Annotated in this window: 23 protein-coding genes and 1 riboswitch (1 of these 24 cut by a window edge); of the genes, 9 read left to right on the top strand and 14 right to left on the bottom strand. The window is 62.3% G+C overall.

Annotated elements, in window-relative coordinates; genetic code table 11:
• The 3 genes from murI to I6L37_RS03815 form a co-directional block, all read right to left on the bottom strand.
• A protein-coding gene (gene murI / locus I6L37_RS03805; RefSeq protein ID WP_216993318.1) for a glutamate racemase crosses the window boundary here: on the bottom strand, nucleotides 1-577 show its 5' portion. Its footprint begins 227 nt before the window's first position; 577 of the gene's 804 nt are visible here — the first part of the coding sequence; it begins with the start codon at nucleotides 575-577; its stop codon lies off the left edge, out of view.
• A 109-nt stretch (nucleotides 578-686) separates the two neighbouring features.
• Nucleotides 687-2552, bottom strand: coding sequence for a TonB-dependent receptor (locus tag I6L37_RS03810; RefSeq protein WP_216993319.1), 1866 nt, complete (start codon nucleotides 2550-2552; stop codon nucleotides 687-689).
• Between the two features lie 51 nt (nucleotides 2553-2603).
• Nucleotides 2604-2782: riboswitch (cobalamin riboswitch) on the bottom strand.
• 36 nt (nucleotides 2783-2818) lie between these two features.
• Nucleotides 2819-3721: a LysR family transcriptional regulator gene (locus tag I6L37_RS03815; protein WP_042071436.1), complete on the bottom strand. Its 903-nt coding sequence runs from the start codon at nucleotides 3719-3721 to the stop codon at nucleotides 2819-2821.
• A 110-nt stretch (nucleotides 3722-3831) separates the two neighbouring features.
• Here I6L37_RS03815 and I6L37_RS03820 point away from each other — a divergent pair, with 110 nt between their 5' ends.
• Genes I6L37_RS03820 through I6L37_RS03835 form a run of 4 tightly spaced genes read left to right on the top strand, consistent with a single transcriptional unit; the run spans nucleotide 3832 to nucleotide 6755 of the window.
• Nucleotides 3832-4758, top strand: a complete 927-nt coding sequence (locus I6L37_RS03820; protein ID WP_042071434.1) for a sodium-dependent bicarbonate transport family permease — start codon at nucleotides 3832-3834, stop codon at nucleotides 4756-4758.
• A gap of 4 nt (nucleotides 4759-4762) precedes the next feature.
• A complete protein-coding gene (locus I6L37_RS03825; RefSeq protein WP_026456329.1) occupies nucleotides 4763-5065 on the top strand; it encodes a nitrogen regulatory protein P-II in 303 nt (100 codons plus the stop codon).
• 59 nt (nucleotides 5066-5124) lie between these two features.
• Complete coding sequence (purE, locus tag I6L37_RS03830) at nucleotides 5125-5634, top strand: 5-(carboxyamino)imidazole ribonucleotide mutase (protein WP_026456330.1); 510 nt, start codon at nucleotides 5125-5127, stop codon at nucleotides 5632-5634.
• The gene (locus I6L37_RS03835; RefSeq protein ID WP_216993320.1) at nucleotides 5631-6755 is read left to right on the top strand and encodes a 5-(carboxyamino)imidazole ribonucleotide synthase; all 1125 of its coding nucleotides are present in this window, start codon (nucleotides 5631-5633) and stop codon (nucleotides 6753-6755) included. The genes purE and I6L37_RS03835 overlap by 4 nt, the downstream gene beginning before the upstream one ends.
• Before the next feature lie 74 nt (nucleotides 6756-6829).
• Here I6L37_RS03835 and I6L37_RS03840 read toward each other — a convergent pair whose 3' ends face one another.
• From I6L37_RS03840 to fabV, 7 genes are all read right to left on the bottom strand, one after another.
• The gene (locus I6L37_RS03840) at nucleotides 6830-8020 is read right to left on the bottom strand and encodes an MFS transporter (protein ID WP_216993321.1); all 1191 of its coding nucleotides are present in this window, start codon (nucleotides 8018-8020) and stop codon (nucleotides 6830-6832) included.
• Between the two features lie 109 nt (nucleotides 8021-8129).
• On the bottom strand, nucleotides 8130-8861 hold the full coding sequence (locus I6L37_RS03845; RefSeq protein ID WP_026456333.1) for a LytTR family DNA-binding domain-containing protein: 732 nt from the start codon (nucleotides 8859-8861) through the stop codon (nucleotides 8130-8132).
• A gap of 46 nt (nucleotides 8862-8907) precedes the next feature.
• Nucleotides 8908-10581: a sensor histidine kinase gene (locus tag I6L37_RS03850; protein WP_216993322.1), complete on the bottom strand. Its 1674-nt coding sequence runs from the start codon at nucleotides 10579-10581 to the stop codon at nucleotides 8908-8910.
• Nucleotides 10582-10730: 149 nt separating this feature from the next.
• Nucleotides 10731-11366: a leucine efflux protein LeuE gene (leuE, locus tag I6L37_RS03855; RefSeq protein WP_026456335.1), complete on the bottom strand. Its 636-nt coding sequence runs from the start codon at nucleotides 11364-11366 to the stop codon at nucleotides 10731-10733.
• 232 nt (nucleotides 11367-11598) lie between these two features.
• A complete protein-coding gene (locus I6L37_RS03860; RefSeq protein WP_042071424.1) occupies nucleotides 11599-12783 on the bottom strand; it encodes an NAD(P)/FAD-dependent oxidoreductase in 1185 nt (394 codons plus the stop codon).
• A 167-nt stretch (nucleotides 12784-12950) separates the two neighbouring features.
• Entirely contained in the window at nucleotides 12951-13475 is a 525-nt protein-coding gene (gene ftnA, locus I6L37_RS03865) for a non-heme ferritin (protein WP_042026793.1), read from the bottom strand.
• Nucleotides 13476-13568: 93 nt separating this feature from the next.
• On the bottom strand, nucleotides 13569-14756 hold the full coding sequence (gene fabV, locus I6L37_RS03870; RefSeq protein ID WP_201942823.1) for an enoyl-ACP reductase FabV: 1188 nt from the start codon (nucleotides 14754-14756) through the stop codon (nucleotides 13569-13571).
• Between the two features lie 388 nt (nucleotides 14757-15144).
• On the opposite strand from fabV, the gene I6L37_RS03875 reads away from it, so the two are divergent.
• The gene (locus I6L37_RS03875) at nucleotides 15145-15579 is read left to right on the top strand and encodes a universal stress protein (RefSeq protein WP_026456230.1); all 435 of its coding nucleotides are present in this window, start codon (nucleotides 15145-15147) and stop codon (nucleotides 15577-15579) included.
• 195 nt (nucleotides 15580-15774) lie between these two features.
• Nucleotides 15775-16788, top strand: a complete 1014-nt coding sequence (trpS, locus tag I6L37_RS03880; RefSeq protein WP_216993323.1) for a tryptophan--tRNA ligase — start codon at nucleotides 15775-15777, stop codon at nucleotides 16786-16788.
• Here the strand turns inward: trpS and I6L37_RS03885 are convergent.
• Nucleotides 16767-17726 carry a LysR family transcriptional regulator gene (locus I6L37_RS03885; RefSeq protein WP_042071418.1) on the bottom strand — a complete coding sequence of 320 codons (960 nt, stop codon included), beginning with the start codon at nucleotides 17724-17726 and terminating at the stop codon, nucleotides 16767-16769. The genes trpS and I6L37_RS03885 overlap by 22 nt on opposite strands.
• A 91-nt stretch (nucleotides 17727-17817) precedes the next feature.
• On the opposite strand from I6L37_RS03885, the gene I6L37_RS03890 reads away from it, so the two are divergent.
• Both I6L37_RS03890 and I6L37_RS03895 read left to right on the top strand, forming a co-directional pair.
• A complete protein-coding gene (locus I6L37_RS03890; protein ID WP_026456233.1) occupies nucleotides 17818-18717 on the top strand; it encodes a DMT family transporter in 900 nt (299 codons plus the stop codon).
• Complete coding sequence (locus I6L37_RS03895; RefSeq protein WP_124238287.1) at nucleotides 18702-18863, top strand: hypothetical protein; 162 nt, start codon at nucleotides 18702-18704, stop codon at nucleotides 18861-18863. Before I6L37_RS03890 ends, I6L37_RS03895 begins: the two co-directional genes overlap by 16 nt.
• A 135-nt stretch (nucleotides 18864-18998) precedes the next feature.
• Here the strand turns inward: I6L37_RS03895 and I6L37_RS03900 are convergent, their stop codons facing one another.
• On the bottom strand, nucleotides 18999-19457 hold the full coding sequence (locus I6L37_RS03900) for a DUF6314 family protein (protein WP_216994112.1): 459 nt from the start codon (nucleotides 19455-19457) through the stop codon (nucleotides 18999-19001).
• 43 nt (nucleotides 19458-19500) lie between these two features.
• Between I6L37_RS03900 and I6L37_RS03905 the strand changes: the two genes are divergently transcribed.
• Nucleotides 19501-20355, top strand: a complete 855-nt coding sequence (locus I6L37_RS03905) for a carboxylate/amino acid/amine transporter (protein WP_216993324.1) — start codon at nucleotides 19501-19503, stop codon at nucleotides 20353-20355.
• Nucleotides 20356-20361: 6 nt separating this feature from the next.
• Here the strand turns inward: I6L37_RS03905 and I6L37_RS03910 are convergent, their stop codons facing one another.
• Nucleotides 20362-21225, bottom strand: a complete 864-nt coding sequence (locus I6L37_RS03910; RefSeq protein WP_216993325.1) for a sensor domain-containing diguanylate cyclase — start codon at nucleotides 21223-21225, stop codon at nucleotides 20362-20364.
• A 73-nt stretch (nucleotides 21226-21298) separates the two neighbouring features.
• Complete coding sequence (locus I6L37_RS03915; protein ID WP_216994113.1) at nucleotides 21299-22012, bottom strand: 3-deoxy-D-manno-octulosonic acid kinase; 714 nt, start codon at nucleotides 22010-22012, stop codon at nucleotides 21299-21301.
• Nucleotides 22013-22061 lie beyond the last annotated feature (49 nt).

Raw genomic sequence — 22061 nt, forward strand, 5'->3', positions numbered from 1 at the left:
CCTCATTCAATAACGGGAAGTGGGTACAACCCAGCACCAGCGTATCCGGCGTGCACTCCCCTTCCAGCCACTCGGCCAGGACTTCGCGCAGCAGCGGCATGTTGACCGGCAGTCCGGCCAGCTTGTGCTCGGCCTCGATAACCAGCTCTGTCGTGCCTTTGAGCAACACCCGCTTGCCGGGGGCAAACTGGGCGATCAACTCCTGGGTATAGTGGCGGCTGACCGTGCCGGGCGTTGCCAGAAGACCGATGCAACCATTGCGGGTCAGGGCGGCTGCCGGCTTGATGGCGGGCACAACTCCCACGATCGGAATGGCCAGTGCGGCACGCAGCGCGGGCAATGCTATGGTGCTCGCGGTGTTGCAGGCGATCACCACCAGATCGATGGCATGCGCTGTCACCATGTGACTGACCAGACCGGTACAGGCCGCGATCAGCTCGGGTTCGCTCAGTTCGCCGTAGGGGAAGTTGGCGTTGTCGAAACAGTAGAAATAGTTGTGGACCGGCAAAACACGGCGGATCTCGCGATAGATGGTGAGGCCACCCATACCGGAATCAAACACGAGAATATTGGCCACTTGAGCTCCCCCTTTGGTGCAAGGGGGCGATCATACTCCCGGCCACGGCCAATAGAAAAGGCCCTGCCAATGGCAGGGCCCCGGTTTTTTCCGATCAGATGGATAGAGCTTACAGGGAGTAATCCATGGTGATGTAGTAAGCGCGCTCATCAGCCGGATAGCCGACCGCGGTCTGATACTCCTTGTCCAGCAGGTTGTTGATCTTGCCGGAAACCTTCAGCGCCGGCGTCACCTTGTAACCCACCGCCAGATTCCACACGCTGTAACCACCCAGCTCGGTGGTGTTGGCCGCGTTGCCATAGCGCTCGCCCTGGTAAATCCAGCTCAGGGAGCCGTCAAACTGCTGCCACTGCGCCTCTGTTACCCACTTGGCGCCCTTGCGGGATATCAGCTGCAGCTGTTTGTCGGTGATCCTGTCTTTGGGATCCTTGTATTCGGCAGATACCCGATGACTCAACCAGCCGGTAGCGAACTCCCCTTCCAGCTCGACCCCTTCGATCCGTGCCTTGCCCACGTTTTGCGGCGTCCACATCCCCTGGCTATCGGGAGCCCACTGGATCATCTGCTCGAAATCGTTGCGATAGCCAGTCAGGCGCCACTCCACCCCGGCGGTCTGACCATCCAGCATCAATTCGCTGCTCTTCGACTCTTCCGGCTTCAGCTTGCTGTTGCCGGAGCCCGGATAGTAGAGATCGTTGAAAGTCGGTGCACGGAAGCCGGTGCCGTAACGGGCACTGAGACGGTAATCCTCTGCGAAACGCCAGCCCGCTCCGGTCTGCCAAGTGTTGTGACGGCCAAACTGTTCGTTGTCGTCGCTGCGTCCGCTCAACTCGGCCTGCCAGGTCTGGTTGTCAAACTGGGCGAGGGCATAGAGGCCGGTGTTGTCACGTTCTTTGGCGTCAGCCGGATAGGTGGCGCCGGAGGAGCGGGAGCGATCATCCAGCATGTCGCGCTGCCAGTCGGCCCCGCCACCCAGGGTCCAGAACTCGTTCACCTTGAAGCTGTTGACCCAGTTCAGGCTGTACTGGCGGGTATAGGTGCGGTTAACAGCCTGATCGCGACCGCTGTTGTCCGGATAGTCGTAAGCGTCCTGCTTGGAAAAGGCACCGCGCAGCTCGCTCAGGTAACGATCATCGTGATAGCGGGAACCGAGCTGGTAGCTCTGGTTCTCGGTCCAGGTTTCGTTACGCTGATGATTCGCCGGCCCCCAGGCGGAAGCAGCGGACGAACTGTCGTACTGGGCAACGTTGCGGAACCAGCGGGTCGTCCCGAACAGATCCCAGTTGCCAGTGAGCGCCTGCTGATAGTCCAGCATGGCGTTATAACCGCGGTGGCCATGACGATCGCCATCATTGATACCGGGCAGAGGATGTACGTTGTAGCCGGACTCGTCGTCAAAGCCGCCGGCGACTTTGAGCTGACCCACCTCGCCCACCTGGCTGGCGCTGCTGAACGCCGCCTGGCGCTGTTGATTGGAACCAGCCCCCAGGTTGAACTTGTGCTGGTTGGTGCCCTGCTCGGGGCGCGTGATGATGTTGATCACCCCGCCGATGGCATCGGAGCCATAGATGGATGCACGCGGGCCGCGAATATATTCGATCCGCTCGACCTGATTGAGCGGCAGGTTGTTGAGTTCGGTCATGCCGGCGGTCAGGGAGGCGCTGCGCACGCCGTCTACCAGCACCAGCGTCTGGGAAGAGGTACCGCCGCGCACCCGCAGCGAGCTCAGTTGACCGCGGCCACCATTGCTGACCACTTCCACGCCGGGCAGGGTCTTGACCACATCGGTCACAGTCTGGGCTTGCAGGCGATCGATCTCGTCCCGGCTGATCACATTGACGGGAGCCAGTACGCTGGAGGCGGGTTGGGCGACGCGAGTGGCGGTCACCACCATGGTAGGATTGACAGGAATGGTCAGCTGCTGGGCAAATGCCGCCGTCGGCAACAGGGCAGCCGCCAATAATTTCTTGGACATGAGAGATCCTTAAGTTCGCGTAAGCATCTACTTCGTGGCCGGTTTCTCTCGGCCCGAAATACGAACTCTGGCAGGTCTTCGGGCTGGGGGGCTGATGACCTACGGCGACGGCTTCCCACCTGACGGCAGTGCCCTGATGTCGCTTCGTTCCCCCTTACCGCTGCGCGCCAGCTCCGGATTTTCACCGGATTCCCTATTAAGCATGATGCGCCAAAGCGGGGGGGATTATAGGCAGACGCATATCGGATGTATAGCCATCCAGATTTCTATTTTTTATTTTCCAGTGCCGCCAATCGCTGGCCGGCCCCCTCCATCACCGCCTTCACGCCGGGGTGGGAGAGATGACGACCGGCCGAGACCAGATAGTAGGAGAGGGCGACCTCGGGCAGGGTGGCAATCCGTTCGACACCATAGACGCGGGTTATCTCCTCCCCCATGGCGAGCGGAGCCGGAAAGATCCCCATCCCCGCCTTGCCAAACGACTTCATCAGGGCGGAGTCATCGAACTGGCCGACCAGGTGGGGATGGATACCCTGCTGGTGATACCAGGCCAGCAAGCGATCATGGGTCACCGACTTTTCACCCGGGATCAGCACGGGCAACCCCTCCAGCGCGGCGGGAAACCCCTTGCGGGCCTGCGCCGCCAGCGCCGGGCTGGCAAACAGGGCCAGCGGGCTGCGCCCCAGCTCGTGGTTATAGCCGCGGATGCCGCTGTCGGGGGGCAGCGGGCGGTCGGTCAGCACCATGTCCAATTTGTGTCTGGCCAGCTCGCTGAAGAGCTGGTCTGGCCGTTCCTCATGACAGATCAGCCGAAGCGGGGTCGCCAGTGCCATGGCCGGCGCCAGCAGTTCGAACGCCAGGGTGCGGGGGACTGACGCGGTAATCCCCACCTGCATGGTCAGCTCCTGGCTGGCGTGGCGCAAGGAGTGCTCCAGCTCGGCACCGAGCGAGAAGATGGCCCCGGCCTGTTCGAGCGCCTGGCGCCCGGCCGCCGTCAGCACGAGCCGCCTGCCGACCCTGTTGAACAGCGCCACGCCGAGGGATTGCTCCAGCTCGGCCACCTGGCCGCTGATGGTCTGCGGGGTCAGATGCAACTGCTGCGCCGCCCGCGTCACGCCACCGCTGCGGGCCACATGCCAGAAGTAGTAGAGCTGTTTGTAGTTGAGCATCGGACCCCTTATCAGTTTTTACCGAACAACCATCAATCAAAATCTGATTTTATCGAAGCATCATGCACTCTAGCATGCAACCACCCTGTGGACTGCTCCCGCGAGTCATCATGTTGGATGTTGTTGTTCTCTTTTTCCTGTTTGGCCTGCTGGCCGGTTTGGTGCGTTCCGAGCTCAAACTACCGCCCGCCCTCTACGATACCCTTTCTCTCTTTTTGCTGCTGGCCATCGGCCTCAAGGGCGGCGTCGGGCTGGCCCAGCAATCCCTGCTCCCCCTGCTGCCCCAGCTGGCGCTGGTGATCCTGCTCGGCGTGGTGCAGACCCTGCTCGGCTTTGTCCTGCTGCGCATTAAGATGAACCGGATCGATGCTGCCGCCACCGCCGCCCACTACGGTTCGGTCAGCGTGGCCACCTTCGCGGTCGGGGTGAACTGGCTCACCGAGCGCGGCATCGACTTCGAATCCCAGCTCTCCATCTTCCTGGCGGTGATGGAGATCCCGGCCATCCTGGTCGGCATAGTGTTGGCGCGTGGTGTGAGTCGCCAGACCCGCTGGCGGATGCTGGCCCACGAGACTTTCCTCGGCAAGGGGGTCACCCTGCTGCTCGGCGGCATGGCCATCGGCTATCTGGCCGGCCCGGAAGGGGTCGCTCCCCTCAAACCGCTCTTTGTCGACCTTTTCAAGGGAGCGCTGGCCCTGTTCCTGCTGGAAATGGGCCTCATTGTCGCGCGCCAGTGCCAGGACCTGCGCCGTCACGGTCTGTTCCTGCTCGGCTTCGCTCTGCTGATGCCGCTCGCTTCGGCCGGACTGGGATTGGCCGTCGGCAAGCTGATGGGGCTCTCCCTCGGCGGACTGACCCTGCTTGCCATCCTGGCCGCCAGCGCTTCTTATATTGCCGTGCCCGCCACCCTGCGCATCGCCCTGCCCCAGGCCAATCCCGGACTGTCGCTAAGCGCCGTGCTGGGGGTCACCTTCCCGTTCAACATCATGCTGGGGATCCCGCTCTACCACAGCTGGGCCCGCCACTTCATGGAGTAGCCATATGCAGACCGAGACCCGCACCCTGCTGACCATAGTGACAGAGGCCACCCTGGAACCCACCCTGCTGCGCACCCTGACCCGAGAAGGGTTGCGCGGCTACACCATCACGGACGCCCGGGGCCGGGGAGACCATGGCGAACGCAACGCCAGCTGGAGCGAAAGCGGCAATATCAGGCTGGAGGCGATCTGCACTCGCGAGCAGGCCGAGCGATTGATGGAACATATTAAGATCCGTTACTACCCCGATTACGCTATGATTGCGTTCCTGCAAACGGTCGAAATAGTGCGACCCGAGAAATTCTGAGCCGGCATGCCGGCTTGTTTTGCCAACCAGAGACAAACGTTTGACTGCAAGGAGTAGTAATGAGCACCCCTCCCCTGATCGGCCTGGTAATGGGCTCTGACTCTGACTGGCCCGTCATGCAAGCGGCCGCCCGCATCCTCAAGGAGCACGGGGTTCCCTACGAAGCGCGCGTGGTATCGGCCCACCGCACCCCGGATCTGCTGTTCGAATACGCCGCCAGCGCCCGCGAACGCGGCCTGCGCGCCATCATCGCCGGTGCCGGCGGTGCCGCCCATCTGCCGGGCATGCTGGCCGCCAAGACCACGATTCCGGTGCTGGGCGTGCCGATCCCGACCCGCCAGCTCAAGGGGATGGACTCCCTGCTCTCCATCGTGCAGATGCCCAAGGGCGTACCGGTCGCCACCTTCGCCATCGGCGAGGCGGGTGCCGCCAACGCCGGCCTGTTTGCAGTCTCCCTACTCTCCGTCGCTCAGGATGCCGACGCTCCCCGTTATCATCAGCAGCTCGACGGCTTTCGCGCCAAGGAGCGCGATCGGGTGCTGGCCCTCACCCTGGAGGAGCCGGCATGATACTGCCTCCCGCTACCCTGGGCATGCTCGGCGGCGGCCAGCTCGGCCGCTACTTCGTGATGTCTGCCCATCGCCTCGGCTATCAGGTCATCGTGCTGGATCCGGATCCCGCCAGCATCGCCGGCGCCGCTGCCGACGATCAGATCATCGCAGCCTATGACGACGCCGATGCCCTGGCCGAGCTGGCCCGCCGCTGCGACGCCATCACCTGCGAATTCGAGAACGTGCCCGCCGCCTCCCTGGCCCTGCTGGAGCAGCACAAGCCGGTGCACCCGGCCGCGAGCGCAGTACGCGTCTGTCAGGATCGTCGTGAAGAGAAAGCCTTCCTGGCCCGCGCCGGCGTGCCCGTCGCGCCGAACCTGACCCTGCTGCCCCACGAGCCGCTGCCCGAGCTGCCGGATCACCTCTTCCCCGCCATCCTCAAGACCGCTCGCGAGGGCTACGACGGCAAGGGGCAGTGGACCATTCACCAGGCCAGCGAGCTGCCGGCGGCCCTGGCCGCCAGCGGCGTGCCCTGCGTGCTGGAGAAGCGCCTGCCACTGGAAGGGGAGTTCGCCCTGACCCTGGCGCGCAGCCCGAGCGGTGCCATCAGCGCCCTGCCCCTGGTGCAAAACTGGCACAGCGGCGGCATTCTGGATCAGACCCGCTCCCCGGCCAACGTGCCCGCCCTGGAGGCCGAGGCCCAACGCATCGCCGAGCACATCATCGCCGCCCTCGACTACGTGGGCGTGCTGACGGTGGAGTTCTTCCTGGTCGGCGGCCAGCTGCTGGTCAACGAGATGGCCCCCCGCCCCCACAATTCGGGTCACCCCAGCATCGACAACGCCGGTTGCAGCCAGTTCGAGCTGCAGGTGCGTGCCCTGTGCGATCTGCCGCTGCCGGCGCAGGCTGACGTTCAGCCCGCCATCCTGCTGAACCTGCTCGGGGATCTGTGGCAAGACGGCACGCCGGACTGGGCCGGCGCCCTGGCCCTGCCCGGGGTGCACTTGCACCTCTACGGCAAGGGCGAGGCCCGCCCCGGCCGCAAGATGGGCCACGTCACCGTCACCGGCCGCGACTGGCCGACGGTCGAAGCCACCGCGCACCAGTTGCGTGCCCTGCTGGGCCTGCCGCCACGCTAAGCGTCGCTGGTACCAACGAAAAGACCCGGGCAAAGGCCCGGGTCTTTTTTATGGTGCTGTCTTTAGACGAAGAGTCAGGCCCGTTCGACCGATACCGGCGCCGGCAGGCGGATGGTGAGGGAGAGCACTAGGGCCACTACCAGCAACACCAGGATCAGGTTGAAGGTCGCCATGAAGCCGCCGAACAGGGAGGCCACGATGGAGCCGATGATGCTGCCCAGACCAAAGCCCAGATAGATGACGCCGTAGTTCTTGGTCAGGTTGTTGAGACCGAAGAAGTCGCTCACCAGCGAGGGGTAGACGGTGATGGTGCCGCCGAAGCTGAACGCCACACAGGCCACCGCCACGAAGAAGAGGTTGGCGTTGAGCGGCACGAACAGCAGCAGCGCCATGCCGCACAGGGTAATCAGCTGGGCGATGGTGATGACCCGGATGCGGGACATCTTGTCGGAGAGGATACCCAGCACCAGCCGGCCACCCAGGTTGGCCATGGCGATGATGGCGACGGCGTTGGCGGCGACCACGGCCGGCAGGCCCACCATCTTCTCGCCGATGTCCTTGGCCACGCCGATGACGTAGAGACCGCTCATGCAGGCGGTGAGGAACATCAGCGCCAGCATCCAGTACTGGGGCTTGCGCATCGCCTCGGCCAAGGTGAAGTCGCGGCTCTCGCTCTGCTGCACGGCGGCCGCCTGCCTGGGTGCATCCTTCATCAGCATGCCGCCCACCAGCATCATGGACATGGCGATCAGCCCCCACAGCTGGAAGGTGGCCTCCAGCCCGTTGCTGGAGAGCAGCAACAGGTTGATGTACTTGAAGCCCAGGCTACCGAGGCCATAGGCGCCGATGGAGCAGGCGGAGATCAGCCCCTTGCGCTCCGGGAACCACTTCACGCAGTTGGAGAGGGTCATCAGGTAGCCGGTACCGTCGGCAAAACCGACCAGGATGCCGGCGCAGAGGTAGAGCATCGCCAGGTTGCTGGCGTGAGCGGTGAGGAAGAAGCCGATACCGAGCAGCACGCCGGCGCCCAGGGTGACGTTGCGCACCCCGAACCGCTCCTGCAGCTTGCCCGCCAGGGAGGAGGCCACCGCCAGGGAGAGGCTGAGCAGGCCGAAGGCGAAGGCGACCTGGCTCACCGGCTCGTCCAGCTTGTCGGAGAGCTGGGCGTTGAACAGGCTCCAGGTGTAAACGGATCCCAGCGCGAACTGGGTGATGATGGTCCCCAACAGGGTGAGGTAGCGGGTGCGATTCATCTCTTTGGTCATGATGCGTCTCGGTCAATGGCCTTAAGGAAACTGGGGCCACTATAGGCAAGACGCCACTCCCGCCGACCGATTAAGGCATGAAATGCAGATCGGCGGGAATGAATGACAATCAGAGGCGCATCAGCTGACGGAACGCCTTGATGTTGCTGCGGCTGACCGGCACCTCGAACGGCAGGTCATGGAGCCGGATGAGATAGGTGCTGTTGAACCAGGGCACTATCTCGCGGATCTTGTTGATGTTGACGCAGTAGGAGCGGTGGCAGCGGAAGAACCCTTCGGCAGGCAGCCGGCTGACGAACTCGCTGAGGGTCATGGTCATCACGTAACGGTCATCGCGGGTGTAGACATGAGTGAGCTTTTCGTCGGCTTCCGCGTAGTAGATCTGCTCGCAGGGGGTGACTATGATGCGCTCCCCCTTCACCAGATTGACGGTGCGATTGTGCGGCGTGCCCGGCTCGCTCCCCTGCCCCGCCAACGACTTGCCAGCCAACTCGAGCTTTTGCAGCAGGCTGATGAGACGCGGTTCGTTGTATGGCTTGAGAATGTAGTCGAACGCCTCCAGCTCGAATGCCTCCACCGCGAACTCCTTGTAGGCGGTGACGAAGACGATATGGGGCGGATGGCTCGACTTGTGCAGGTTCTTGGCCAGCAGCAGACCGTCGATGGCGGGGATCTGGATATCCAGAAACACCACGTCCACCTCGTGATCCTGCAGGTATTTGAACGCCTCCAGCCCGTCCTCGAAGCTCGCCACTATATCGATCTGACTATGCTGCCCCACCAGGTAGGCCAGCTCCTCGCGAGCCAGATACTCGTCTTCCACTATGATGGCTTTCAGCATGGCATTGCCTCTCGCAGCACACACTTATCCTCAATCATGATGACACTCAGCATGGTATCGACTCCTGATCCGGCAGATAGAAACTTACTTCAGTACCCGGCTCCAGCCGCTTGAGGTGCAGGCCATCGCCATAGAGCAGCTTGACCCGCTGATGCACGTTCATCAGGCCGATGCTGCGGCTCTCCACCCGGCCGGCGGCGACCCCGTCGATCACTGCCTGGCTGATGCCGTAACCCGTGTCCCGCACCGCCACCCGGATGCCCCCAGCCAGCTGTTTCACCTCGATAGTGACCCGGCCCGGCGCGCTGCGGGGCTGGATGCCGTGCAGGATGGCGTTTTCCACCAGCGGCTGCAACAGCAGGCTCGGCACCTGGATATGCACGTCATCCACCTCGAACACCACCTCCAGCTTGTCGCCGAAGCGGGCCTGCTCGATGGCCACGTAGTCGCGCACTTGCTGCAACTCCTCCTGGATGTCGATGAGGGTGTCCCCCTTGTTGAGGTTGTAACGCAGGTAGTCCGCCAGGTTGGCGATGAGCTGGCGCGCTTGCTGGGGACGGATGCGGATCAGCGACGAGATGGCGTTGAGAGCGTTGAACAGGAAGTGCGGGTTGATCTTGCTCTGCAGCGCGGTGAACTCCGCCTTGCGGGTCATCTCTTTCAGTTGCTCGATGCGCGACACCTCCATCTGGGTGGAGATGAGCTGGGAGAGGCCCACCGCCATCTCCTTGAGAGAACTGGTGATGCTGTGGGTGCGGCGATAGTAGATCTTGAGAGTACCGCTGACGGCGCCGTTTTCTCGCAGCGGAATAATGATGACCGAGTGGAAATCGGAGAGGTGATACTGGCGCAGATCGTTGTTGATGATGATCTGGTCGAGCAGCACCGCCTTGCGGGTCATGGCGCTGATGGCGTGATGCTCGTCCAGCGCGTAGTAATCCTTGCCCACCCCCACATAAGCCAGCACGTCATGGGTATCGGTGATGGCCACCGCATCGGCGCTGATCTCGCGCCGGATGACGTCACACACCTGGCTCAGGGAGTGGCGGTTGATGTTCTGGAAAAACGGCAGGGTCTGGTTGGCGATATCCAGCGCCAGCTTGGCCTGCTTGGCGGCGATCAGCTCCTTCTCGTCATCCAGATCCTGCACCAGCTTGATGATGAGGCCGATGCATAGCGTCCCGGCGATCATCGGATAGGCTATGTGGTTGACGATCTCCACCCCCACCGCATGGGGCTCGGTCAGCTGCCAGATGAGCAGCATGGTCAGCCCCTCGCAGGCCATCCCCGCCAGAATGCCGTAGAGCCAGAGCCGCGACTTGCGGCATCTCAGGTGCAGCCAGGTGGCCAGCAGACCGGCGATGATGCTGGCGATAAGGCAGGGGATGGAAGTGTGACCATCCATGTCGATGAGATAGCGGTGCAGGCCGGAGATAACCCCGGCCGGAATGCCGACCCAGGGGCCGAACAGGATGCCGCCCGAAATGATGGCGATGATCCGCACGTTGATGAGCGCCCCCTCTATGGGGATGCCGGTATAGGTGCTGAACACCGCAAACAGGCAGAAGATGGCGGCGACCAGCACCAGTTCGGCCGGAGTGTGATCCCGCTTCTGAAACAGGCGCTGGAATGGCCGGGTACGGGTCAGGAAGAACAGGGTCATCAGCATCAGGGCGGCCCGTTCGAACACCGCCAGCAGCATCATCTGATTTTCAAGCATGGATACCTCAAGACCGCAACAAGTGGGAGCCCACTATAGGGATTGTGAGCTCGGTCACCGCTGACCGGGATCAAGGAGAGAGGGCGAGTCACCGCGCCAGAAACGAAAAAGCCCCGCACCAACACGCGGGGCCTGACAAACAATCCTCATCAGGAGAGGGTGGCCAACCTGGCCGCAAACCCCATAAAGAAGAGGCCGATGAGACCGTTGCCCAGCTTGGCGAGGCGCACCTTGCGTGCAAAGAAACGGGCCATCAGGGTACCGCCGAAGATCAGCAGGCTCAGATAGACGAAGCTCATTGCCTCCAGCATGCCCGCCAGCACCAGGTAGGAGAGCCAGGTGTGGGCATAGTTGAAGTCGATGAACTGCACAAAAAAGGAGACGTAGAACAGGATCGCCTTGGGGTTGGTGAGGCTCAGGGTCAGGGCCTTGCTGAAATAGCGCTCTCCCGCGTCTATCTCGGACTCTTCTCCTTCCCGTCTGGCGATGAAGTTGGCGTGCAGTATCTTCACTCCCAGATAGAGCAGATAGATGGCGCCGAGGTAGCGCACCAGGGTGAACAGCAGGGGGGTGGTGCGAATGAGGGAGGCAACCCCCAGATAGGCGCAGAAGATCAGGATGGCATCGCCGACGAATACCCCGAGAGCGGCGCGATATCCCGGCCCTATGCCACGGCTGGCGCCGGTGCGCAGCACGTAAAACGAGTTGGGGCCCGGCGCTATGATGATGAAGAAAAGACCCACCAGATAGGTCCAGACGTTGATGACCCCCAGGCTCTCAAACATCGGCCACCTCCGTTCTTGTCATCGACCAGGCCGCGACATCAATGCCATCCAAGCGTTCGTACATGTTGCCCCCGAGAGACGGAGGACACCTGTGCAGAGGCGCCCTCCCGGATAAAAGAGTGAACAACCACTCTATACCAATCTCTGGCAGGTCGGAAACCGCCGCATAAAAAAGCGGCAAACATGCCCTATTCCGTTAGTAAACCGGCGGCAGTCACAGCACCGCCGGCGATCAGCAGTATTGACCGGCGACCCAGCCGGAGGACCAGGCCCACTGGAAGTTGTAGCCGCCGAGCCAACCGGTCACATCCACCACTTCGCCGACGAAGTAGAGGCCGGGCACCTTGCGCGCCTCCATGGTCTTGGAGGAGAGCTCATTGGTGTCGACGCCCCCCAAGGTTACCTCGGCGGTGCGATACCCCTCGGTGCCGTTGGGCAGGATCTGCCAGTCTCCCAGCAGGGCAGCGATGGCTTCCAGCTCCCGCTCGTTGTACTGGCGCATCGGCTTGCTGTCGAGCTGGCCCAGCTCCACCAGCTTGTCGACGAAGCGTTTGGGCAACTCGCGTCCCAGCACAGTTTTCAGCTCCTGGGCCGGATGGGCCTGGGCCCACTCCCGCAGGGCGGCCGCAATATCGAGCTCCGGCAGCAGGTTAATGTGGATCTTCTCGCCGGCGTGCCAGTAAGAGGAGATCTGCAGAATGACGGGGCCGGAGAGGCCGCGGTGGGTGAACAGCATGGCCTCCTTGAAGCGGGTGCCATCCTCGGCGGTCACCGCCACCGGCAGGCTGATGCCCGCCAGATCGGCAAAGGCCTCTTTTTCGGCCTGATGCAGGGTGAAGGGCACCAGACCGGCACGGGTCGGCAGTACCTTGAGGCCAAACTGCTCCGCCAGCTTGAAGCCATAAGGGGTGGCGCCGAGCTTGGGCATGGAGAGGCCGCCGGTGGCCACCACCAGCGAGTGGCAACGCACCTCTCCCTTGCTGGTCGCCAGCACGAAGCCCTCGTCACCCTTGCTGACGGAGAGGATCTCGGTCTGACACTGCAAGGTCACCCCGGCCCAGTCGCACTCGGTGAGCAGCACGTCGACGATATCCTTGGCGCTCTCGAGGCAGAACAGCTGCCCCAGGGTGCGCTCGTGATAGTTGACCCCGTGGCGGTCCACCAGATCGATGAAATCCTGCTGGGTGTAACGGGCCAGCGCCGACTTGCTGAAGTGCGGATTGGCGGAGAGGTAGGCGTGGGCCCCCGCCTGATGGTTGGTGAAGTTGCAGCGGCCACCGCCGCTGATGAGGATCTTGCGGCCCGGTTTCTTGGCATTGTCGAGTACCAGCACGGAGCGGCCCCGATAGCCCGCCTGCGCCGCACACATCAGCCCGGCCGCACCGGCCCCGATCACCACCACATCCACTTGCATCATCACAGCCTTACTCATCAAACGACCAACCAACACGGTCCGGAGAAATACAGCAGGGTCGCCATTGTGCCCGGCGGCCACCACCACTGCGGTTTTCGCCCCGAGACAATAGAAAACGGCCCGTAAAAGGGCCGTCATTGTACTGGCTGAACACTAAGTGTCCACGACTATCAGGCGTTGCTGTCCATGATGCTGGCCGGCGCGCCCTTGGCCAGCTCGGCCAGCTCCTTGTCGATGAAGTAGAGGCCCTTGCCATCCTCGCCCACCAGACCCAGGCGATCGACGATGCTCTTGAACAGCTTCTCCTCTTCGTGCTGCTCGGCCACGTACCACTGCAGGAAGTTGAAGGTGGAGTAGTCCTGGGTGGTGAAGGCCACGTGAGCCAGGCCGTTGATGCACTTGGTGATGTGGTATTCATGCTCCAGGGTGGTGCGGAACACGTCACCCAGCGACTTGAACTCGTGGGGAGGCGCGTCGATGGCACCCAGCTTGGGCATGGCACCGGTCTCGCTCACATAGGTGAACAGGCGCTCCATATGCTGGCGCTCCTCGACTGCGTGCTGGCGCAGGAAGGTGGCGGCCCCTTCGAAGCCCTTGTCTTCGCACCAGGCGCTCATCTGCAGATAAAGATTGGAGGAGTAGAACTCCAGGTTAATCTGTTCGTTCAACTTTTCGATCATGGGTTGGGCCAACATACTGATTCTCCACTGTGATTTGGTATCGATTGTCGCCACACTCAGGTTGCGAATCAACCCGCCAACGGGAGGGAGATCCCATTTCCTGCTCGCTTAAGGGATCAGCTCGGTGAGCGAGGCGACATCCACGGGCGCACCATAATCCACGCCAGTCAGCTCGAAACCATTGAGCTGCATGAAATCCCGGCGCAGGCCGGCGAAATCCCCCAAGGCGTGGAAGTTGTCCGGCGTTACCTTGGGCCAGAGCGCCGAGACGGCGGCCTGAATGGCCGGATCCAGCTCGTGGTCATCCATCCGGATCAGCCGGTTGCCATCGGCCACCACCCCATTGGGCCCGTACATCTTGCCGGCAAACAGCCGCTGCATCTGCTCGATGCAGCCCTCGTGCACTCCGCGCTCCTTCATCACCCCCATCAGCAGGCCGAGATAAACAGGCAGCACCGGAATATAGGCACTCGCCTTGGTCACCAACGCCTTGCACACCGACACCCAGGCGTGGCCACCGATTTGTGCCAGTTGCAGGTTGATGGTCTCGGCGGTGGCATGCAGATGCTCCTTGGCATAGCCGATGGTGCCATCCCGATAGAGGGGATAGGTCGATTCGGGGCCGATATAGGAGTAGGCCACCGTCTGGGCTCCGGGCGCCAGGCAATCCGCCTGCTGCAGCGCCTGCAACCAGAGCTGCCAATCCTCACCCCCCATCACGGTGACGGTGTCGCGGATCTCCTCCGGGGTGGCCGGCGCCAGGGATTGCTGCACCAGGGCATCGCGCTCCAGATCCAGCCCCCAGCCGCTGAAGGGCTGGCCCGTGGTCTTGAGCACGGAGCGCACCTGAGTGCCATCGGCCAGCACCCGGATGCCACTCGCCAGCGAGTAGATCACCAGATCCACCTGCCCGAGCTGCTGGCGAATGGTCTCGATGGCCTGCTGGCGCATGGTGTCTGAGAAAGCGTCCCCGATCAGGTTGATGGCAATGCGCCCGGCCTGCTCCGCCGCCTGCCGAAACCAGATGTTGTTGTACCAGCCGGCGCTGCCAAGTCCCTTGTCGGAGGAGCCACGCTCGAACGAGATACCTATGGTGTCGGCCCCGGCGCCAAAGGTGAGCGAGATGCGCGACGCCAGCCCGAAACCGGACGAGGCCCCCAGCACCAGCACCCGTTTGGGCCCGTTGAACGGGCCTGCGGCCCTGACACTGGCGATCTGCTGCTGCACGGCGGCCCGGCAGCCGATAGGGTGGCAGTTGCGGGCGACGCAGCCCTGGATCTGGGGAGTAATGATCATGACGGTGTCTCCAAGGGAATTGGCTACAGCATAACCAAGCGCAGGGAGATTACCTTGATACCGGACGGATTCCGGAGAAGAAAAACGACAGAAAAACAAAAGGGAGCCGAGGCTCCCCAAAGCGGTATTCAAATGCTTTTTGTTGTTTTGTGTTCATTGCGAAGCACGGGCACATCCTATGCCTCTCCCTGCCGCCGAGCAAGCCGAGGGATGTGACCCGCTTCAAACTATTGTTTATTTAATGTACAAACAATGCTGTTGCTGCGAGCAAGCGCACGCTCCCGGCAACCATTCAAGCCCGTTCAAATCCCTAAACTGTGCCCTCGGCACCATTTTAGTTTCAGCGGAGATTGGTATAGTGGGCTCAGGATCAGTGAGGAGATATCCCATGAGTGGAACCTATTACAAACACATTCTGGCCGCGATCGACCTGTCGGAAGACAACCGCAAGGTGATCGAGAAGGCGGTCGATCGGGCCCGTTCCAACGGCGCCAAGTTGTCGGTGATCCATGTCGATGTGGACCTCAAGGACCTCTACACCGAGATGATCGATATCGACATCGACAACGTGCAGGATCAGGTGATCGCCGAGGCGAAGGAGAAGCTGGAGACCTTCCTGGCCTCGGTGGACTACCCCATCGAGAAGAAGCTGGTGATCTGCGGCGACCTCAGCGAGCGGGTCAACCAGGCGGTCAAGGATTACCAGATCGACCTGCTGGTGTGCGGCCATCGCCAGAGCTTCTGGAGCCTGCTCACCTCCAGCGCCCGCCAGCTGATGAATACTGTGCCCTGCGATCTGCTGGTGGTGCCCTTGCAGAAGTGATCAAACAGGCGTAGCTTGATTTGCCATGAATATGACCATCTTCACTCACAACTACTGGTGGTGCTGCTTCTAAACAGGCGGCACTGCTTTTCTATGTGAAATTTTACCGAAGAAAACACCGTGACCGCCGAGAGGCGGTCAACTGTTTTTACTCCCTTGTCGCCTCCCGGCCCACCCCCAACTGGAGAGAGTGACATGCAAAACCCCGTTATCCTGACCGGCGATCGCCCCACCGGCAAACTGCACATCGGCCATTACGTTGGCTCGCTGCGCCAGCGCGTCGAGGCCCAGCACCATTACCGCCAGTTCGTGATGATCGCCGATCTGCAGGCGCTGACCGACAATGGCCACAACCCGGCCAAGGTGACCGATCACGTGCTGGAAGTGATGGCCGACTATCTGGCGGCCGGTCTCGACCCCGCCAGGACCACTTTCTGCCTGCAAAGTGCCCTGCCCGCCCTCGCCGAGCTCACCAGCTATTACCTCAATTTGGTCAGCGTCGCCCGGCTGGAGCGCAACCCCACCGTCAAGGCGGAGATCCAGCAAAAAGGGTTCGAGCGCAGCCTGCCGGCCGGTTTTCTGGTCTACCCGGTCAGCCAGGCCGCCGACATCACCGCCTTTCGCGCCACCCATGTGCCGGTGGGGGAAGATCAGCTACCCATGCTGGAGCAGACCAACGAGATAGTGCGCCGCGTCAATACCCTGGTGGGCAGGGAGGTACTGACCGAATGCCAGCCGATCCTGAGCGACACTGGCCGCCTGCCCGGCATAGACGGCAAGGCCAAGATGTCCAAGTCCCTCGGCAACACCATAGAGCTCGGCATGTCGAGCGACGAGATCAAACAGGCGGTGTTCGCCATGTATACCGACCCGGACCACCTCAGGGTGAGCGATCCGGGGCGGGTGGAGGGCAATATTGTGTTCGCCTATCTGGATGCCTTCCACCCCGACAAGGCGCTGGTGGCCGAGATGAAGGCCCACTACCAGCGCGGCGGCCTGGGAGACATACGCTGCAAGCAGGTGCTCAACGACTGCCTGCAAACCCTGCTCGCCCCCATGCGGGAGCGGCGCCAGGCCGCCATCGCCGACAAAGATAGCCTGCTGGCGTTGCTCTATCAGGGCACGGAGCAGGCCCGCCTTCTCACCGGCGAGGTGCTGGCCGAGGTGAAGGGCGCCCTGGGACTCGACTACTTCGCCAGGCTGCGCTGAGCGGGAGAGCCCAGCGCATCGTCGCCATAGAGGTCGAAGGCGATCCGGTGCAGCAGACTCTTGAACCAGCCGATCGCCTCGTCGTGGGCGGTAAGCGGGTGGCCCGCCATCAGATAGACGATGGGGATGGCGGGATCCAGCTGATGGAGGCGCAGTGGATAGTAGCGGCAGAAGTGGCGCCCGATCATCTCGGGCACCACAACAAGATAGCGGCCGGTCGCCATCAGCGGCGGCACCGCCATAAAGCTCGGCAACCTGACCCCCAGTTCACGCTCCACCCCGAACCGGGCCAGCCAGAGCTCCACCATGGCCTGGCTGTGACCCCAGCTGGAGGTGTGGATATGGGGTCGGCTGACCAGCTCGCGCGGGCCCAGCGCATCGGGCAATTCGCTGCCCAGCGGTGACAGACAGACCAGCGGGTTGTTGAACCAGTCCTCGCGCCACAGCCGGGGCGAGAGGTGGTTGGCACCGGCAAACCCGATCACCAGATCCAGCTCTCCCTTCTCCAGCTCCCGTTCGTAGTCGCTATCCGCCAGCTCGCACACCTCCAGTCGACAGTGAGGCGCCTGCCGGTACAGCCGGTCCACCAGCACGGGGACCAGACCATGCTCTACCGATCCCGGGGTGGCGATGCGAAAGATCCGTCGTGCGCTGGCGGGATCGAACCCCTTGGCCTGACGCAACCCCTGCTCCAGCATGGCGAGCGCCTGACGCACCGGCCCGGCCAGCGCCTTGGCCCGCTCGGTCGGCATCATCTCGCGCCGGCTCATGACAAACAGGGGATCGTCGAGCGCCGTTCGCAACCGCCCCAGGGCGTGGCTGACGGTGGACTGGGAGAGGTGCAGCCGCTCGGCGGCACGGGTGACGTTGCGCTCCTGCATCAGCATGTCGAACACGGTGAGCAGGTTAAGGTCGAGGCGGGAGAGGGAGGTTTCCATCGATAATGACCATAGTTGAATGCCAACAATTCATTTTTGACATAGTAACAGATTGCCTAGAATGCGCAGGCTCAATACATCGGAGATTAAAATGCGTAGCTATTTGTTATTGCTGGCCATTGGCCTGCTGTGGGGTTCCCAGTTCATCTTCATGCACCAAGCCGTTGCCGAGTTGCCCCCCATCCTGGTGGCTGCCGGTCGTGCCCTGTGCGGCAGCCTGACCCTGGGTCTGCTCTGCCTGTTCATGCGTCTCAAGAGCGAGCACACCCCGTGGCGCACCTACATGCTGATCGCCCTGCTGGATGCCACCATCCCCTTCATCATGGTGGCCTGGGGTCAGCAGTATGTGGATAGCGCCATCGCCGCCGTGGTGATGGGTTGTATCCCGTTTGTCACCATCCTGATGGCACCGCTGTTTATTTCTGGTGAAAGAATCACCAAGAGCGGCCTGCTCTCCGTGGTCATCGGCTTTGCCGGTGTGCTCACCCTGTTCTGGCCGAAACTCTCCCAGGGCATGAACGCCGGCCTGCTCGGCTCCATGGCCATCCTGTTCGGCGCCAGCTGCTTCGCCATTGGCCTGCTGATGATCAAGCGCTTCGCCAAAGACCATCCGGTCGTGGTGGCCCGCAACATCCTGATCTCCTCTGCTACCCAGCTGCTGATTGCCGCGCCCTTCGTCGCCGATCTGGGCAGCCTGGCCATGCCGAGCAGCCAGGCCCTCAACGCCATCGCCGTACTGGGTATCTTCTGTACCGGCCTGGTCTACTTCCTCTACATGGCACTGATCCAGAAGGCGGGCCCGACCTTCGCCTCCTTCAGCAACTATCTGGTGCCGCTGTTCGGCGTCATGCTGGGTGCCCTGTTCCTCGGCGAGCAGATCCAGTCCACCACGGGTGTCGCACTGGCGCTGATCCTGGGTTCCGTCGCCATGAACCAGTGGGCCCAGCAACGCCGGGTACAGCGTGAGGCACAGCTATGTCAGGCATCCTGACAACCCTGTGCGGCGGCCTGGTGTTGATTGCCAGCTGGCAATATCGCCAGCGGCTGGCCGGGGTGGTCGGCCTTTTGATGGTGCTGCTGCCCTGGTTCTTCGACAGCAAGCTGCAGGCGATGCTGAGCTATGCGCTAAGTGCCTGAGCTGACCTGAATGTGTGACGAGAGTGTGTCTCTCCTGTTTGTGGGACCGTTTTAAATAAAAAACCTCCGATTTGTCCCCGCTACCGGCGCCTTGCGCCGGTTTTTTTATGCCTCTTTTCTTGCCGTCGCCGGCACTCATATCCGGTAGAGATAGCTCAGCCCCTCGTTCTTGCGCGGGCCGGTGATCTGCCAGGTGAGCAGAAAGCCGTTGTCGGTCGGCGTCAGCTCGGCACGGTAGTAATCCTGACCGCACAGGTGGGGCTCGGCGGTGAACCAGCGGCCATCTTCCCCCGGCCTCAGCTCGAACAATTCGACCGGTTTCTCGTGACGCAGGTGGGAGAGACGCACTCCCTGTTCGGTGCGCTGCCACCAGAAGCGATTGTGCATCGCCAGCACCCGGCCATGGGGCGTGGTATAGCAGCCCGTCTCGACAAACAGCCAGCCGCCATGATGATCGGTCACCTGCACCTCCCCCTCCCCGCGACCATTCCAGTCGGTCGCCGAGCCCACTCCGTTGTTCGCCGCAAAGGCAAATGATCCGATCTGTGGCAACTGACGCCATAAACGCTGGATCACGGCTTCCATCTCGGCCATCATAGCCCCCTTTCAAATTGACAACTGACGACAAATCAACCACATGAACTACTTGATAGGGGTTACCCTGCTCTGGTCATTCTCCTTTAGCCTGATTGGGGTCTACCTCGCCGGCCAGGTGGATGCCTACTTCTCGGTGCTGACCCGCATCGCCCTCGCCAGCCTGGTGTTTCTCCCCTTCCTGCGCCGCCGCTGGCTGCGACCCGACCTGGTGGCCAAGCTGATGGCCCTCGGCGCCACCCAGCTCGGCATCATGTACCTGTTCTATTACCACTCCTTCCTGCTGCTGACGGTGCCGGAAGTGCTGGTGTTCACCATCTTCACCCCCATCTACGTCACCCTGATCCATGACCTGCTGGAGCGGCGCTTCAAGCCCACCTATCTGTGGGGAGCCTTGCTGGCGGTGCTGGGGGCGGCCGTCATCCGCTTCGACGGGCTGACCGAAAGCTACGTGCTGGGCTTCCTGGTGGTGCAAGGTGCCAACATTTGCTTCGCCATCGGTCAGGTCGGCTACAAGGTGGTGCTGGCCCGGGAGGCAGAGCAGCCGCCGCAACAGGCGATCTTCGGCTGCTTCTATCTGGGGGCCCTGGCCGTCGCCCTGCCCGCCTGGTGGCTACTGGGCAAACCCCAGTATCCGACCAGCGAACTGCAGTGGGGCATATTGCTGTGGCTGGGGATTGGTGCCTCGGGACTTGGCTACTTCCTGTGGAACAAGGGGGCGACGCTGGTCAGCAGCGGCGTGCTGGCGATCATGAACAACGCGCTGATCCCGGCGGGCCTGCTGGTCAACCTGCTGCTCTGGGGCAAGGATACCGATCTGGTGCGGCTGACCCTTGGCGGCCTCTTGATGCTGGCCTCCCTCAAGGTGTGCCAGCGCCACGCAACCACCTCCTCCTGACGACCGTCAGCCGACGACTGTGTTGTGTTCCCGTCTGGCCTGGCCATGGCAGCTGGCCAGACGGGCCAGCAGGTGATCGAGCATCTCGCCGGGCTGACTCTGCACCAATCCGACACTGACGGTAACCGGCCGCTGGGGTAGCAAACTGGCATCGGCTATCTCGAGGCGCAGCCGCTCGGCGATCTCCAGGCCGCTCGCCCGCTCGGTCTGGGAGAGCATCAGAATAAAGCCATCCTCGTCCCAACGGGCGAAGGGATCTTCCCGGCGCAACTCGTGACGCACGATGCGCGCCAGCTTGGCCAGCATGGCGTCGCAGACCGCCTCGCCAAACAGCTGCTGGATCTTGGTCATGTGATCGACGGAAAACTGCATCAGGCTGAAACTGCCGCTATCGGTCGCCAAACGATCCTCCAGCAGCAATTCGAAGCTGTTGCGGCTTTCCAGCCCGGTGAGGGGATCCGTGCCGTGACGCTCTTCAACCGACTCCTCGACCGAATCAAGATGGCGCACCGCCCCCAGCAGATGGCCGCGCTCGTCACGACGAATGCGCTCTTCCAGCCGGATGTAGTGGCCGTGGTGATGAAGGATGCGGTACTCGAGGCATAGAGTGGCGCTGCGGCCACTCTGGCAGGCGAGCAGCGCTTCCTCCAGCCGGGGGACATCGTCGGGATGCACCCGATCCAGCCAGCCCATGTCATCCGGCCAGCTATCCCCCAGCCCCAACAGATGCAGGCAGCTGGGGTCCCGGCGCAGTCCCTGCTGCACAGACCAGGTCCAGAGCCCCGCCTCCAGCAGATTCATGGCGTCAGACAAGAGACCCGGGTCAAGCCGGGTCGTCACATCCACCAAAGGTGTCTTGAGTGTTTCCATGGGGCACCTCGAAACCAGATCTAAATAGCAGCAGCTCAATAAGTAACATTGGCTCCGGCGGCGAGCAACAGGGTCAGAGCGCTTTTCCCTGATAGCCCTTCATCAGGGTTTGCCAGTTCTCCGGTACGAAGTGGAAACTGGTATGCAATTGGGCCTCTTTATTGAAGGAGCGCAGCAGTCGCTCCAGATTGGCCTTCTGCCACTCTCCCGGTGTGCGGATGGCGCCCTTGTCAAAGTCGATCACCCACACCTTGCCCGCCTTGTCGATCAACAGGTTGTGGCTGTTGAGATCGGCGTGATAGACGCCTGCGTCGTGCAGCTGGCGCACCGTCTGGCCGGCTTTGTGCCAGAGCTCTGGCGCAATCGGTCCCTGTTTGAGCAGGGCCACCATGTCTTTGGCACCGCGGATGCGCTCGATCAGGATGTCGGCACGATAGAAGGGCCCCTGCTTGACCATGCGGGCACCAAACGGACGTGGCACCGGCAGCCCCAGCTCGCTCAACTTGGCGAGCAGGGTGTATTCGGCCATGGCGCGGCTCGATTCCACTCCTTCGAACCAGAAGCGATCCCGTACCACCTTGCCCACCATGCCGCCACGATAGTAGTGGCGCAGCACCAGATGGCGGGATTCATCCTTGACGAACCAGGTCACTCCGCGACCTAGAGAGGTCCCCACCACCTGTCGATTGCTCTGCCACCAGGCAGGATCGAATAACTGGGGAGAGGGGTCACGAAAGGCCCCTTCGGCATACCAGCAGATTTGGTTGTGTTCGGTCTGTATTCGCATCATGAGCTCCCGCTCGGTGGGTCATTGCTCGCTAGGTTTGCAACTGCGA

The sequence above is a fragment of the Aeromonas sp. FDAARGOS 1407 genome, assembly GCF_019048725.1.
GTDB lineage: Bacteria > Pseudomonadota > Gammaproteobacteria > Enterobacterales > Aeromonadaceae > Aeromonas > Aeromonas enteropelogenes.

Coding starts and splice junctions, on each gene's coding strand:
- I6L37_RS03840 (WP_216993321.1), bottom strand. CDS start 8,020: ATGACCAAAGAGATGAATCGCACCCGCTACCTCACCCTGTTGGGGACC.
- I6L37_RS03860 (WP_042071424.1), bottom strand. CDS start 12,783: ATGATGCAAGTGGATGTGGTGGTGATCGGGGCCGGTGCGGCCGGGCTG.
- trpS (WP_216993323.1), top strand. CDS start 15,775: ATGCAAAACCCCGTTATCCTGACCGGCGATCGCCCCACCGGCAAACTG.
- purE (WP_026456330.1), top strand. CDS start 5,125: ATGAGCACCCCTCCCCTGATCGGCCTGGTAATGGGCTCTGACTCTGAC.
- I6L37_RS03900 (WP_216994112.1), bottom strand. CDS start 19,457: ATGGCCGAGATGGAAGCCGTGATCCAGCGTTTATGGCGTCAGTTGCCA.
- I6L37_RS03890 (WP_026456233.1), top strand. CDS start 17,818: ATGCGTAGCTATTTGTTATTGCTGGCCATTGGCCTGCTGTGGGGTTCC.
- I6L37_RS03825 (WP_026456329.1), top strand. CDS start 4,763: ATGCAGACCGAGACCCGCACCCTGCTGACCATAGTGACAGAGGCCACC.
- I6L37_RS03850 (WP_216993322.1), bottom strand. CDS start 10,581: ATGCTTGAAAATCAGATGATGCTGCTGGCGGTGTTCGAACGGGCCGCC.
- I6L37_RS03895 (WP_124238287.1), top strand. CDS start 18,702: ATGTCAGGCATCCTGACAACCCTGTGCGGCGGCCTGGTGTTGATTGCC.
- I6L37_RS03910 (WP_216993325.1), bottom strand. CDS start 21,225: ATGGAAACACTCAAGACACCTTTGGTGGATGTGACGACCCGGCTTGAC.
- I6L37_RS03885 (WP_042071418.1), bottom strand. CDS start 17,726: ATGGAAACCTCCCTCTCCCGCCTCGACCTTAACCTGCTCACCGTGTTC.
- I6L37_RS03905 (WP_216993324.1), top strand. CDS start 19,501: ATGAACTACTTGATAGGGGTTACCCTGCTCTGGTCATTCTCCTTTAGC.
- I6L37_RS03845 (WP_026456333.1), bottom strand. CDS start 8,861: ATGCTGAAAGCCATCATAGTGGAAGACGAGTATCTGGCTCGCGAGGAG.
- I6L37_RS03810 (WP_216993319.1), bottom strand. CDS start 2,552: ATGTCCAAGAAATTATTGGCGGCTGCCCTGTTGCCGACGGCGGCATTT.
- I6L37_RS03820 (WP_042071434.1), top strand. CDS start 3,832: ATGTTGGATGTTGTTGTTCTCTTTTTCCTGTTTGGCCTGCTGGCCGGT.
- leuE (WP_026456335.1), bottom strand. CDS start 11,366: ATGTTTGAGAGCCTGGGGGTCATCAACGTCTGGACCTATCTGGTGGGT.
- ftnA (WP_042026793.1), bottom strand. CDS start 13,475: ATGTTGGCCCAACCCATGATCGAAAAGTTGAACGAACAGATTAACCTG.
- I6L37_RS03835 (WP_216993320.1), top strand. CDS start 5,631: ATGATACTGCCTCCCGCTACCCTGGGCATGCTCGGCGGCGGCCAGCTC.
- I6L37_RS03815 (WP_042071436.1), bottom strand. CDS start 3,721: ATGCTCAACTACAAACAGCTCTACTACTTCTGGCATGTGGCCCGCAGC.
- I6L37_RS03875 (WP_026456230.1), top strand. CDS start 15,145: ATGAGTGGAACCTATTACAAACACATTCTGGCCGCGATCGACCTGTCG.
- fabV (WP_201942823.1), bottom strand. CDS start 14,756: ATGATCATTACTCCCCAGATCCAGGGCTGCGTCGCCCGCAACTGCCAC.
- I6L37_RS03915 (WP_216994113.1), bottom strand. CDS start 22,012: ATGCGAATACAGACCGAACACAACCAAATCTGCTGGTATGCCGAAGGG.